General features: G+C 66.2%; 13 protein-coding genes, 1 tRNA gene and 1 pseudogene. 7 read left to right on the top strand and 8 right to left on the bottom strand.

Annotated elements, in window-relative coordinates:
- The first annotated feature begins 7 nt into the window (after nt 1–7).
- From AB0M74_RS28920 to AB0M74_RS28905, 4 genes and pseudogenes are all read left to right on the top strand, one after another.
- A complete protein-coding gene (locus AB0M74_RS28920) occupies nt 8–436 on the top strand; it encodes an NUDIX hydrolase (RefSeq protein ID WP_366529445.1) in 429 nt (142 codons plus the stop codon).
- A 9-nt stretch (nt 437–445) separates the two neighbouring features.
- Complete coding sequence (locus tag AB0M74_RS28915) at nt 446–670, top strand: hypothetical protein (protein WP_366529444.1); 225 nt, start codon at nt 446–448, stop codon at nt 668–670.
- Nucleotides 667–711 (top strand): annotated as a pseudogene (locus AB0M74_RS28910) (hypothetical protein); the annotation flags it as partial. The gene AB0M74_RS28915 and the pseudogene AB0M74_RS28910, both read left to right, overlap by 4 nt.
- Before the next feature lie 277 nt (nt 712–988).
- A complete protein-coding gene (locus tag AB0M74_RS28905; RefSeq protein ID WP_366529474.1) occupies nt 989–1708 on the top strand; it encodes a hypothetical protein in 720 nt (239 codons plus the stop codon).
- Nucleotides 1709–1926: 218 nt separating this feature from the next.
- Here AB0M74_RS28905 and AB0M74_RS28900 read toward each other — a convergent pair whose 3' ends face one another.
- A complete protein-coding gene (locus tag AB0M74_RS28900; protein ID WP_366529473.1) occupies nt 1927–2415 on the bottom strand; it encodes a hypothetical protein in 489 nt (162 codons plus the stop codon).
- On the opposite strand from AB0M74_RS28900, the gene AB0M74_RS28895 reads away from it, so the two are divergent.
- Nucleotides 2329–2886, top strand: coding sequence for a site-specific integrase (locus tag AB0M74_RS28895; protein ID WP_366529471.1), 558 nt, complete (start codon nt 2329–2331; stop codon nt 2884–2886). The genes AB0M74_RS28900 and AB0M74_RS28895 overlap by 87 nt on opposite strands.
- Nucleotides 2887–2896: 10 nt before the next feature.
- Here the strand turns inward: AB0M74_RS28895 and AB0M74_RS28890 are convergent.
- From AB0M74_RS28890 to AB0M74_RS28880, 3 genes are all read right to left on the bottom strand, one after another.
- A tRNA-Ser gene (locus AB0M74_RS28890) sits at nt 2897–2984 on the bottom strand.
- Nucleotides 2985–3103: 119 nt separating this feature from the next.
- A complete protein-coding gene (locus AB0M74_RS28885; RefSeq protein ID WP_366529470.1) occupies nt 3104–3538 on the bottom strand; it encodes a nucleoside deaminase in 435 nt (144 codons plus the stop codon).
- A gap of 51 nt (nt 3539–3589) precedes the next feature.
- A complete protein-coding gene (locus AB0M74_RS28880) occupies nt 3590–4129 on the bottom strand; it encodes a tRNA adenosine deaminase-associated protein (protein WP_366529443.1) in 540 nt (179 codons plus the stop codon).
- 58 nt (nt 4130–4187) lie between these two features.
- Here AB0M74_RS28880 and AB0M74_RS28875 point away from each other — a divergent pair, with 58 nt between their 5' ends.
- Nucleotides 4188–5138: a prephenate dehydrogenase gene (locus tag AB0M74_RS28875; RefSeq protein WP_366529442.1), complete on the top strand. Its 951-nt coding sequence runs from the start codon at nt 4188–4190 to the stop codon at nt 5136–5138.
- A gap of 123 nt (nt 5139–5261) precedes the next feature.
- Here AB0M74_RS28875 and AB0M74_RS28870 read toward each other — a convergent pair whose 3' ends face one another.
- Genes AB0M74_RS28870 through AB0M74_RS28860 form a run of 3 tightly spaced genes read right to left on the bottom strand, consistent with a single transcriptional unit; the run spans nt 5262 to nt 9793 of the window.
- A complete protein-coding gene (locus AB0M74_RS28870) occupies nt 5262–5864 on the bottom strand; it encodes a putative glycolipid-binding domain-containing protein (protein WP_366529441.1) in 603 nt (200 codons plus the stop codon).
- A 36-nt stretch (nt 5865–5900) separates the two neighbouring features.
- Nucleotides 5901–7949: an ABC transporter ATP-binding protein gene (locus AB0M74_RS28865; protein WP_366529440.1), complete on the bottom strand. Its 2049-nt coding sequence runs from the start codon at nt 7947–7949 to the stop codon at nt 5901–5903.
- Nucleotides 7946–9793, bottom strand: a complete 1848-nt coding sequence (locus AB0M74_RS28860) for an ABC transporter ATP-binding protein (RefSeq protein ID WP_366529439.1) — start codon at nt 9791–9793, stop codon at nt 7946–7948. The genes AB0M74_RS28865 and AB0M74_RS28860 overlap by 4 nt, the downstream gene beginning before the upstream one ends.
- 274 nt (nt 9794–10067) lie before the next feature.
- On the opposite strand from AB0M74_RS28860, the gene AB0M74_RS28855 reads away from it, so the two are divergent.
- The gene (locus AB0M74_RS28855) at nt 10068–10346 is read left to right on the top strand and encodes an antibiotic biosynthesis monooxygenase family protein (protein ID WP_366529438.1); all 279 of its coding nucleotides are present in this window, start codon (nt 10068–10070) and stop codon (nt 10344–10346) included.
- Between the two features lie 10 nt (nt 10347–10356).
- Here AB0M74_RS28855 and fadD32 read toward each other — a convergent pair whose 3' ends face one another.
- Nucleotides 10357–12276 (bottom strand): long-chain-fatty-acid--AMP ligase FadD32, encoded by a 1920-nt coding sequence (gene fadD32 / locus AB0M74_RS28850; protein ID WP_366529469.1) that lies wholly within the window; start codon nt 12274–12276, stop codon nt 10357–10359.
- Nucleotides 12277–12373 lie beyond the last annotated feature (97 nt).

Here is a 12373-nt window from a genome sequence, read left to right as displayed (position 1 = left end):
CGCGGACATGACTGCCTCCGAATACGTGCCGCACATGTACTCGATCTCAGTAAAGGGCGTGGTAGTCCGCGACGGACAGGTGCTCCTGCTGAAGAACGAACGCGACGAGTGGGAATTGCCCGGCGGCAGAATCGAACCCACCGAGACGCCCGAAGAGTGCGTAGCCCGGGAGATCACTGAGGAGACGCAGTGGCCGGTTACCACCGGGCCGATTCTCGACTCGTGGATCTACTACATCAACGCAGCCGAACGGCACGTGTTCATCGTGACCTACGGCTGTTACCCGGATACCGACGCCGACCCGGTGCTGTCGCATGAACACAAAGAGGTCGGGCTGTTCAGCGAAGACCAGATAGCGGGTCTGAAGATGCCCGACGGCTACAAGCGGTCAATCATGACTTGGTTCGCGCAGCTCCGGCCAGCGGAGAGCGTCTAAGGAGAAGCCATGGGCGGCAGCAGGTGTCAGGCGTGCGGCGTCATCGTCGGCCGCTACGCGAGCGAGCCAGTGTGCCCCACCTGCGCCGCCAACAACAGCACCTATCAGGTCCAAGTTCATTCCGCACCGATCACATCCGCGATATGGCTGTGGGCGACCCCCGAGGCCGCTACCGCCATCGCAACTCGCGACCTGCCAACCATCCTGCGCGCATACCGGCGGATCAACGGATGAGCCAGATCGCGCTGGCCGAACTGCTCGGCTACGACAATTCCTATGTCTCGATGTTGGAGACCGGGCGGCGCGCGATCACCGATGTCGGCTCGCGCCGACACATTGCCGCCAGACTTGGGCTTCCCGCCCACGTCCTTGGCGTTACCGGTGTTGACGATGCCGAGTACCGAGCAATGCTCCAGTTCGGAGACTCCACGGTCCGCCTTGCCGAACTAGCGCGCCAGGCGGGTCACGCGGTTGAAGCCGTTAACGAATTGTGGCCGCTGGTAGCGCGATTGGAGGCGCGCGGCCGAGGGACGGTTAGAACGGGACAGCCTGGTGCTCCTGGCGCAGGCGCGGGTGGCCTTGGGGGTGTCTCTTGGAACGGTCTTGCCAGAGGAACGGCTCTCGTTGGCGGCGCGCTGGACGGGGCTCGCCGTTACCGTGGCAGCCCGGCTCGAAGACCAAACCTTCTATGCCCACGCACTGAGGATGCACGGTAACGAGCTGCGCAAGGCGGGACATGTCGGCGCGGCCGTTGCACGTCTGGAGCAGTCGCTCGCGTTGTCCACTCAGCCAGCAGATTTGGGTGGCAGTCTGGCGTTTCTATGCCGTGCTACCGGCGAACTCGGCCACGCGGACAAGTTCGATGCCGCCCTACTGGAGTATCGGCGACTCCTGGACCGAAATGCAGGCAGCGGCTTGCTATTTCAGCCATTTACCCTCCGAGAGATCGAACTCCGCGGACTGCTCGGAATCGGCCGCGTAGCGGAGGCTGGGCAGCTGGTGAGCGTCTCCGTCGGAACCCCGTCCGCCCCACAGTGGCGGATCATCGAGCGGGTCACTACGGGCGAAGTGTTCGTGGCCATCAACCAACCGGCCGATGCCGCCAACGCGTTCGCCGACGCCATCGAGTCCGCCGAGCATCACCGACTCCCACACCAGATCCAAAGGACGATTCGCGCGACTATGAAGGCCGATATGCGCGGCCTGACTGCTGAAGCCCAGGCTGCCCTGAAGCGCACCCGTTCGCTGTTAGCCCCACAGCATCCCGGGTGACCCTCCGCGCCGGAGAACGCTCCAATTCGGGGACCTTACCGCTACGCCACCCTTGCCACGGTGTGGGGAGGGCCGTTTTCGCACGCCAGCGGGCAATCCAGCGCGTGAGTCCGATCACGGCCAACCTTCAAGGGCGGCAGCGCTTTGCGATTCGGGAACGCCACGTAGACAGCTGCGCCCGCCTTCCCGAACGTGCGGCAGGCGGGTCCGGTCATTGCCTATTCTGGGCTGACCGCAAGCGCCGTGTAATCGTCGCCAACGCTGACCGGCAGCCCGTAGCGCGCGCTGATTCGGTTGGCCAGGTACCCGAGCGCGCGGGGCAGCTGCATCGCTTCGATGCGAACACCAGCCGCGCGGGCTTCGGGAACGGACCGGTTGTCGATTCCGCTCACGATGAACGGTGCCCCGTTGGTCTCCTTCGACGAGAAGCCCCAGCCATTCCGCTGTCCAGTGCAGCGGCGAAGTGATGAGCACACGGGTGGCGACGAGTTGGCCGCGAAGTTGGGATGCTCTGTCATCCGCGGATAGAGGATGTTGAGAAGGTCTGGCTTCATGACGACCGTGAGTCCGCACAGCCCGTGGTGACGTGCCTTGCCTACTGCGGCCCACGGTGGGGCGAGCTGATCGCGCTCCGAGTACGCGATATCGACTTTGTCCGTCGGCGAATCACGGTGGCGGACAACGCCGTACAGCTGGGCGTCGACCACGTCGAAGGTCCCACTAAGGGTAAGGAGATTCGGAGCGTACCGGTTCCGCGGTTCATCCTCACTCAGTTGGCCGGCCATGTGGCAGGACGTGCGCCCGACGCGTTGGTGTTCCCGCATCCCGACGACCCGTCCAAGTACCTACCCCGGCCGAAGACTGTCGACGGTTGGTTTACCGGCGCTGTGAAGCGGGCCAAGGTGCAGCCGATCACGCCGCACGACCTCCGCCACACCTGCGCGTCCCTGGCCGTGTCGGCGGGCGCGAACGTTCTGGCGCTCGCCCGACTGCTCGGACACAAGGACGCCAAGGAGACTCTGAACACCTACGCGGACTTGTTCGACGACGATCTCGACAAGCTCGCGAACGCGATGGATAAGGCGTACGCGCCAGCGGAGTGTGGGCAAAATGTGGGCACGGAGCCGTCGCGCGAATTCTTCGGCGAAGAAAAAGCCCCTCACCTGCCAAACAGGTGAGGGGCATAAGCGGTGGCGGAGGGATTTGAACCCTCGGAGGGGGGTTACCCCTCACACGCTTTCGAGGCGTGCTCCTTAGGCCGCTCGGACACGCCACCGCCGACAACCATACCGGAACGGGGACGTATCGCTAAATCGCCAGTAGAGGCGGAGGATGCGGGCCGTCGACCCCTGTGTGGGTCGACGCTGCTGATCGATATCCAGCGGATGCGATAGCTCAACGCTGAGTTCGGAAGAAGGCGTCGAGCAGTGCCACGCATTCCTGCTCGAGCACACCGCCGCGGACCTCGGGGCGGTGATTGAGGCGGCGGTCGCGCACCACATCCCAGAGCGAGCCGACGGCGCCGGTCTTCGGCTCCCACGCGCCGAACACGACGCGGCCCACGCGGGCGAGCACCAGCGCGCCCGCGCACATGGTGCACGGTTCCAGAGTGACCGCGAGGGTGACGCCCTCGAGCCGCCACCCATCGCCGTGCACCTCGGCGGCGCGGCGCAGGGCGAGGATTTCCGCGTGCGCGGTCGGGTCGCCGAGGGCTTCGCGCGCATTGGCCGCGCGAGCGAGCTCGCGGCCTGCCGAATCGAACACGACGGCGCCGACCGGCACATCCCGGACACCCGCGTCGCCTGCGGCGGCGATCGCGGCACGCACCATGTCGGAGTCGGAGAGACCGTCTCTCAGCAAGCCCACGTCGGCCGGCAACCGTCAGCGCGGCAGCTTGTCCAGCACCGCCGACAGCTCGTTGGAGAAGCCGAGCCGCTGGGCGATCATGTTGAGCTGTTCATCCGGGTACAGGTCCGTTTCGGCGAGGATCACGCTGAGCACGGGTTCGGGCAGGCCGAGATCGGCGAGAACGCCGAGGTCACCTTCCTCCCATGGCTCGACGTCGTCGAGTTCGTCGGGGTCGATGTCCGGGATTTCGACATTGAGAGCCTCGAGCACATCGGCGGCGATGTCGTAGTCGATCGCGGCCGTCGCATCCGAGACCAGCATGCGGGTGCCGCTGGGTGCGGGCCGGAGCACGATGAAGAACTCGTCATCGATGTCGAGCAGTCCGAACACCGCGCCTGAACTGCGCAATGCCTTGAGCTCGTTCTCCGCCGCCGACAGATCGGTGAGTGCAGCCGAACTCAGCGGACTACACCGCCATTGTCCTTCTTCGCGGACAACGGCCACTGCGAACCCTTCTACGTCGTCGTAATCATCCGACGCCGCCCTGTTCGTGCCCGAGCGCTGTGCTGCCATGGCCGCAACGGTAGTCGGCTCGAGCCGAAATGTTGAAGTCGTATGCGAATCTGTTCCGGTGACTCGAGACCAGAAAGCACCCGTGTGCGTCCTCGGGACGGGCTTGATCGGTGGTTCCTTGCTCCGCGCGGCCGTCGGCGCGGGCTTCGACGCCTGGGGATACAACCGGTCGGAGCCGGGTGCGCAGGCCGCACGCGCCGAGGGATTCGATGTCACCGGTGATCTGCTCGGCGTGTTGACGCGGGCCGCGGACACCGACGCGACGGTCGTCGTCGCGGTGCCGATGCCCGCGGTCGACCACATCCTCACGGAGGTTGCCGCCTTCGCGCCGAGGTGCACGCTCACCGATGTGGTGAGCGTGAAGGTCCCGGTGGCGACCGCAGTGCACAAGCACGGACTGGCCGCGCGCTATGTGGGCGGCCATCCGATGGCAGGCACCTCCAAATCCGGCTGGGCCGCCACCGATCCTGGCCTGTTCCGAGGCGCAGCGTGGGCGGTCGGCGTCGACGAGGGCACCCACCTGGAACCGTGGATGCGCGTGGTGCGGCTTGCGCTGGCCTGCGGTTCGGTGGTTGTGCCGGTTGTCGCGGAAGAGCACGACAGCGCCGTCGCCAGGATTTCGCACCTGCCGCATGTGCTGGCCGAGGCACTCGCGATCGCGGGTGACGGCGGCGGGGAGCTGGCACTCGGGCTCGCCGCGGGCTCGTTCCGCGATGGCACCAGAGTGGCGGGGACAGCACCGGACCTGGTGCGCGCGATCTGCGAGCCGAATTCCGCAGCGCTGCTGACTACGTTGGACGACACGCTCACAGTGCTTGCCGCCGCCCGCGACAGCCTGCGCGAGACGGGATCGCTCGCGGGTCTCGTCGACGCGGGGTTCGCGGCGCGGCGGCGTTATGAAACGGCGCAACGCTGGGAGATCACCGATGTCCGTCCCGGCGACCACGACTGGCTGGGGCAGTTACGAGAAGCCGGTCGGCGTGGCGGCGTCATCACCAGCCTGGACTGATAATCCGAGTCGCCCGGCCGATCGTCATGCTGGTTGCGGCTCGACCTACCCGGGCCCTCGCTCGATGCGCAATCGACTCTCGACCGTGCTTCGGGTCATGCCGCACAACAGATGGGACTGCCGTCAAATTCTCTCGGCCAGGCCGGGGTAGTCCAGCAGGAAGCCATCGGCGTCGGTGGTGACGGTGGCACTGGACACCGGAGACAGGACGCTGATCCCGTCCGTGCCGCTGCTGTAGGTGAGGCTGGCTTCCTGAACGAGCAGGTCGGGGAGGCGGACGTAGACGACCGGCACCTGGACATCGCCGACCGCGTGCTGCAGGCCGAAGCGGCGGATCGGCAGGGTGTTGAAGAACGGACTCAACACCACATCCACGTCGAGCGCGCCCGCGAAGGTGGAGCGCACGTGGCTGCCACCCGCATCCACCAGCCAGTAGTTCTCTTCATCGCGAGCGATGGATGCGTGCCGCTCCCCCGCCGCGGTGGTGCTGCGCAGCGACAATCGCTTGGTGACGCCGTTCTCATCGGTGACCAGATCGTAGGAGGCACTGAACGAGGGATGGTCCGCGCAGGCGCCACCGATCATCCGGCCCGCGGCGCGGATACGGTTGCCGTTGAGCGTCACGCGCACCGACTCCATCCGTACTGCGTTGTGCGCACGCCAGGTGAGAATCGCCGGCCACCGCGATGCCGGTTGGCTGTCAGAGCCAGAGGCTGGGTTCGTCACGTATCTACCGTAAGGGACGCAGCCCCCCGCCCCGCATCACACCAGCGACTCGCGCCAGGCCGCATGCAGACCAGCGAACCGTCCGGCGCCCCCGATCAGGGCGTCGGGGGTGCCGTCCTCGACGATCCTGCCGGATTCCAGCACCAGCACCCGGTCGGCGATGGCGACGGTGGAGAGCCGATGCGCGATGATCACCGCGGTGCGGTCGCGCAGCACCGTTTCCAGTGCCTGCTGGACCAGCCGCTCGCTCGGAATGTCCAGGCTCGACGTGGCCTCGTCCAGCACGATCACCGCGGGATCCGCGAGGAACACCCTCGCGAACGACACCAACTGTCGCTGGCCCGCCGAGAGCCTGCCGCCGCGCTTGCGCACGTCGGTGTCGAAGCCCTCGGGCAACGCCTGCACGAAGTCGTACAGTCCGATCGCGCGGGCCGCCGCGAATACCTCCTCGTCGGTGGCATCGGGTCTGCCGAGCCGGATGTTGTCGGCCACAGATCCGGAGAACAAGTACGACTCCTGGGTCACCATCACGACATTGCGCCGCAGGTCGACATCGGTCAGCTCGCGCAGGTCGATGCCGTCCAGGGTCACCGTGCCACCGGACGGATCGTAGAAACGCGTCAGCAACTTGGCCAGCGTCGACTTGCCCGCGCCGGTCGCGCCGACCAGGGCGATCACCTGGCCCGCCGGGATGTCCAGCGTGAACTCCGGCAGCACGGTGGGCGTCCTGCCCTCCGGCTTCGACTCCTCGTCGAGCGTTATGGCGTTGGGCTGCACCGTCTTTGCTGCACCATCAAGCACGGATGCCCCCGCCCGGACCGCCGGCCGTGGCTCGGCATCGTCGGGCAGCGCATTCACATCGCCGTCGACCTGCTGCGTCGCGCCGGCCTCCTCGGGCTGGTGGGCCCTGGAGTTGTATCCGAACCACACGCGATCCATCCGGACCGCGCCCACGGCCTTGCCGAGCGATGTCGGCTCGGTCGGTTCCGGTACCGACGGCTCCTCCTCGAGCACACCGGAGATCTTCTCCAGCGCCGCCGCCGCGGACTGATAGGAGTTGAAGACCTGGGCCAGTTCGTCAAGCGGACCATAGAACTCATTGAGGTACAGCAGGTACGCGGCGAGGACACCGACCGCGAGGTCCCCCTCGATCACCTGCCACGCACCGACCACGATGACGATCACAGTGGTCAGGTTGCCGAGCAGCCTGGTGAGTCCGGCGTAGTCGCCCATGCCGCGCATGGCGGCGGTGGTGGCCTGCCGATACTCCGCATCCTCCAATGCCAGTACCGATTCGTTGCGCTGTTCACGCCGGAAGGTCTGCACCGCGCGGATGCCGCCCATCGACTCGACGAACTGCACGACGACCTTCGCGATGGCCCCGCGCGTACGTCGATAGCCCGCGCGCTGCCTGCGCTGCGCCCAGCGGGTGACGAGCACCAGTGGGACGAAACCGACGAGCACGATCGCGGCGAGTGTCTGATCGAGGTAGACCAGCAGGACCGCGATGGTGAGCACCGAAAGTATCGCGCTCAGTGCCTGGTTCAGCGCGCTCTCCAGCAGCTCCTGGAGTGTTTCGATGTCGCCGGTCAACCGGGCGACGACCTTGCCCGAGGTGTACTTCTCGTGGAAGGCGACACTGAGCCGCTGCATATGCTCGAACAAGCGCACCCGCAGGTCGAACAGCACGCTCTGACTCAGAGTGCCGGAAACCCGCAGGAAGAAGAACGTGGTGAGCACGCCGAGGCCGACCGTGCCGAGGTAACCGGCGACGGTGAGCGCCAACGGGGTCCAGTTGCCGCGGGCTCCTTCGGCAATGCCGGTGTCCAGGCCGTGTGCGATGAACAGCGGCGCCGAAACCATCGCGGCGTTGTCCACCACGATCAGCACCATGGCGAGCACCGCGGTCTTGCGATACGGCCGAACCAGGTCGAGCAGCAGTCGCCGGGATCGACCGGCCAGCACCAGATTTCCGGTCTGGGTGACCGCTTTGTCCTCGCTGGCGATGCCGCGCCAATCGGCGACCGAATCCCGGGTGACCGATTCGGTGTCCGCCTGTGTGGTCGCCGCTGCTTCCGTTGTCATGATTCACCTCCCATCAGCTCGCGATAACGGCTGTTGGTCTTCAGTAATTGATCGTGGGAGCCTTCGGCAACGATCCGGCCGTCGGCGAGCACCACGACCCGGTCGGCCAGCGCCGCCGTGGACGGCCGGTGCGCGACGAGCAGCGTGGTTGCTCCCGCCAACACGGTGCGCAGCCGTTGCTGCACGCGCTCTTCGGTTTCCACGTCGAGCGCCGACAACGGGTCGTCGAGCACCATGATCCGGGTCCGATCACCCACGCCTTGCCGACCATTTCGGGTGGTCTGGACGTTGTCGCTGACAGGGCCGAGCACCGCACGCGCCAGCGCCAGTCGCTGACGCTGGCCGCCGGAGAGGCTGAGCCCCTGCTCGCCGATCCTGGTGTCGAGCCCCCACGGCAGGTCATCCACGAACTCCGCGGCCTGGGCGATATCGAGCGCGCGGCGCACCTCCACATCGGTGGCATCGGGGTCACCGAGCGCGACGTTCTCCCGCACGCTCGCCGAGAACAGCACCGGATCCTCGAATGCCACCGAGACCAGCGACCGCAGATCCGACACCCGCATCGCGGAGATATCGATGCCGTCGATGGTGATGACACCGTCGGAGACGTCGTAGAGCCGAGGAATCAGGTTGAGCAGCGCGGTTTTTCCGCTACCCGTCGCGCCGACGAGCGCCACCGTTTCACCAGGACGCACCTTCAACGAGACATCGTGCAGCACGTCCCCTTTCGCGTCGGGGAAGGCGAACCGCACACGGTCCAAGGTCAGCTCGCCCGCGATACGCGCGGGCAGCTGCACCGGGTCGACCGGATCGGTGATGTCGACCGGGGTGTCGATGATCTCCCAGTACCGGTCCGCGGCGGTGCGCGAATCGTTGAGCTCGGCAAGCAGGAATCCGGTCCAAATGATCGGCCACTGCAGGAACGTCGACAGTGTGATGGCCGCGACCAAGGTGCCCAGCGTCATCGTGCCGTGCGCGACGGCGTAACCGCCGTAGCCGAGCGCGAACGCGATCGCCAACTGCGGCAGGCTCATCATGGCCGACCACAGTGTCGCGTCCAACCTGACCTTGAGCATTTCGGTCTGCTGCAGTTGGCGCGACTGCGTGGTGAAGCGCCCGCCGAAGAACACGCCGCGGCCGAGTGCTTTCAACACCCGGATGCCCTGCGCCGACTCCTCGGCCGTAGTCGCCAGATCGCCGGACTGGTCCTGCGAGCGCCGCGACGCCACCTCATAGCGCCGCACGAAGCGCGTGCAGATGTACACCAGTGGGACCGAGATGATCCCGAAGATCAATCCGATCTGCCAGCTCAGCACGCACAGCACGAGCAGGCCGACCGGGATGATGACGAAGTGCAGCACCAGGAACGGGCCCGCGAACGCGACGAACCGGCGCAGCGTGGCCAGATCATCGATCGCGCGGGAAAGCAGCTGTCCCGATTCCCAGGCGTCGTGGCGTCCGATCGCCAACGACTGCAGCTTGCGGAAGATCGTGGCGCGCATCGTGATTTCGAAATGCGTCGCGGGTGTGGAAACCAGCCATCGGCGTCCCCACACGCCGAGTGCCTCCAGCAGGCCGAGCGTGAGCACCGCGAGCACCGGCAGGATCGCGCCGGAGAAATCGCGATGGGCGATCGGACCGTCGATGATCCGCGCGATCAGCAGCGGTATGACGATCGCGGTCAGGGTGGCGAGTATGGCAAGCGTCGTCGCCCCGATCAGCGCCGCACGATACGGCCGGAGGTAGGGCAGAAACCGACGCAGTGAATGCAAGCGTCCAGGCACGGCGGCAGCGAGCCGCTCTGGTCTATCGGCCTCCGGTTCGGCCGACGGCCGTTCGAGCATGACAGACAAAGCTCCCCCTCGTGGTCCGTGGATCGGCGGTGTCGCGAACGGACCTCCCAATGATGTTCGCATCGGGGTCCGACAATCCAGCGTCGCATCGACGCGCGCTCCGGCCAACCGATTTTCCGGCTGGTCCGCGACCGGCACACCGGTATCTGCGAGGGAAATCGCGCTCGGGCAGGTCGGCACCGCAGTCATGTCCACAGCCAACAACCTCGAGTTATCTCGAGGTCAAGCAACCACGCGCCAGACCAGCCGGGCATAGACTCCCCGGGTGATCATCGTCGCCGGCTACCTGCGCGTCACCGACAGGGAGAAGTATCTCGACAGCTGCCGCGAGGTCGTCGAGCTCGCCCGCGCGACCGAGGGCTGCCTGGATTTCAGCCTCGGCGCCGATCTGGTCGAACCGGATCGGGTCAACGTCTATGAGCGCTGGTCCACCCGTTCCGCGCTCGACCGATTCCGCGGCGCCGGTACCGAAGGCGACCTCGGCGCCCAGATCCTGGGCGCCGAGGTCAGCGAATTCGACTACACCGACGAAACACGACTGTAGCGACGGTTTCTCACACGGCCGTAGGCTCCTGCTGATCGTCCGGCGCGTCCGGAAAGGCCTGCTGCTGATATCCGCCGCGCAGGGTGCCCTCGAGATAGGCGGCCCGGCAGGCGCGGCGGGCGATTTTGCCGCTGGAGGTGCGCGGGATCGAACCCGCGGGCACCAACAGTACGTCGCGGACGGTGACGCCGTGCCGCAGCGCGATAGCCGCGCGCACGATGTCGGCGACCGGCTGGGGGTCCAGCTTGCCTGCGCCGGACCCACGCTCGGCGACTATCACCAGCTGCTCGGAGGTGTCGTCGGCGTCGTAGTTCAGCCCGGAGTGGCTGCCCAGCTCGAACACCAACGCGGGCAACTCATTCGCAGGCACCGAGAACGCCGCGACGAATCCCGGGCGCAGCGCGGTGCTGGATTCCTGGGCCGAGAACTCGAGATCCTGCGGGTAGTGGTTGCGGCCGTCGACGATCACCAGATCCTTGACCCGGCCGGTGATGAACAGTTCGCCGTCGAAGTAGGCGCCGAAATCCCCTGTGCGCATCCACTTCGCGTCGGACGCGGTGCCCTGTGCATGGCTGCCGTCGGGCTGCCGCTTGTTGAGCTTGTTCTGGAAAGTCGCGACGGATTCCTCCGGGCGCCCCCAGTAACCGATACCCATATTGTCGCCGTGCAGCCAGATCTCGCCGACCTCACCGTCGGCGCGCTCGATGCCGGTCTCCGGATCGACGATCACCGCCCATTGCGACAACGCGACGTAACCGCACGAAACCTGGGCGATCGCGTTATCGGTGCCCGGCTCGACCTCGACCATGCGTCCGCTGTTGAGCTCGCCGCGATCCACATAGACGACCTTGGCCTCGTCTTCGTACTTGGTCGCTGAGACGAACAGCGTTGCCTCCGCCATGCCGTAGCACGGCTTGATGGTGGTTTTCGGCAGACCGTAGGGCGCGAATGCCTCGTTGAACTTCTTCATCGACGACACCGATACCGGCTCACTGCCGTTGATCAAGCCGATGACATTGGACAGATCCAGCGCCTCGCCCGGCTTGGGCTTGCCTCGGGCCGCGGCATGCTCGAACGCGAAATTCGGTGCGGCGGCGAAGGTTCCCGCACCGTCGGAGGCGGCGGCCAACTCCTTGATCCAGCGGTAGGGCCGACGCACGAACGCGCTCGGCGACATGATCGTGATGAAGCCGCCGCCGATGGTCGGCAGAATCACGCACAGCAGACCCATGTCGTGGAACAGCGGCAACCAGGTGACACCTCGGGAGTTCTCGGTGACGCCGATGGCATCGATCATCTGCAGCAGGTTCGTACCGACCGAGCGATGGGTGATCTCCACGCCCGCAGGCGTCCGCGTCGACCCCGAGGTGTACTGCAGATAGGCCACGCTGTCGATATTGATCTGCGGCCGCACCCATGTCGCGCCGACGCTGTCGGGGATCGCATCGACGGCGATGATGCGCGGGCGCTGCACCGCGGGCAGATGCCGGAAGAAGTTTCGTACCCCCGCCGCGGCGGATCCGACCGTGAGAATCGCCGCGGGCGCGCAGTCACCGAGCACCGCGCGTAGGCGATCGGTGTGGCCCTGCTCTTCGGGATCGAACAGCGGCACCGCGATATTGCCCGCATAGACAGCCGCGAAGATCGACACGACGTAGTCGAGGCCCTGCGGGGCAAGGATCGCCACCCGATCACCCGGCTGGGACACCTGCTGGAGTCGAGCCGCGACCGCCCGCAGCCGGACACCGAACTCGCGCCAGGTCAGTTCCAGATACTCACCATCGCGTTCGCGTGAGTAGTCGATATAGCGGTACGCGAGCCCGTCACCGTTCTCCGCGCTGTGCTTGTCGACGAAGTCGATCAGGGTCTTGTCACCCAAGATCTTGATATTGCCCTGCTCGTCCACATAGTCGTCGAAGGTTTCGCCGATCATCGCCTTATCCTTTTCCAACGCACGCACTAAGCCATGACACTGAACACAGACAGACACCGGAGCGCCGGGAAGATTAGCAGGTCCGGTGGCCCCG

This window comes from Nocardia sp. NPDC051463, from assembly GCF_040681975.1.
Taxonomy (GTDB): Bacteria; Actinomycetota; Actinomycetes; order Mycobacteriales; family Mycobacteriaceae; genus Nocardia.
This window is presented reverse-complemented; position numbering and strand designations above follow the sequence as displayed.

Bases quoted from the DNA above. Each gene is read 5' to 3' on its own strand.
- AB0M74_RS28920 (WP_366529445.1), top strand. From the start codon at position 8: ATGACTGCCTCCGAATACGTGCCGCACATGTACTCGATCTCAGTAAAG.
- AB0M74_RS28915 (WP_366529444.1), top strand. From the start codon at position 446: ATGGGCGGCAGCAGGTGTCAGGCGTGCGGCGTCATCGTCGGCCGCTAC.
- AB0M74_RS28885 (WP_366529470.1), bottom strand. From the start codon at position 3,538: ATGGTGCGTGCCGCGATCGCCGCCGCAGGCGACGCGGGTGTCCGGGAT.
- AB0M74_RS28880 (WP_366529443.1), bottom strand. From the start codon at position 4,129: ATGGCAGCACAGCGCTCGGGCACGAACAGGGCGGCGTCGGATGATTAC.
- AB0M74_RS28865 (WP_366529440.1), bottom strand. From the start codon at position 7,949: ATGACAACGGAAGCAGCGGCGACCACACAGGCGGACACCGAATCGGTC.
- AB0M74_RS28860 (WP_366529439.1), bottom strand. From the start codon at position 9,793: ATGCTCGAACGGCCGTCGGCCGAACCGGAGGCCGATAGACCAGAGCGG.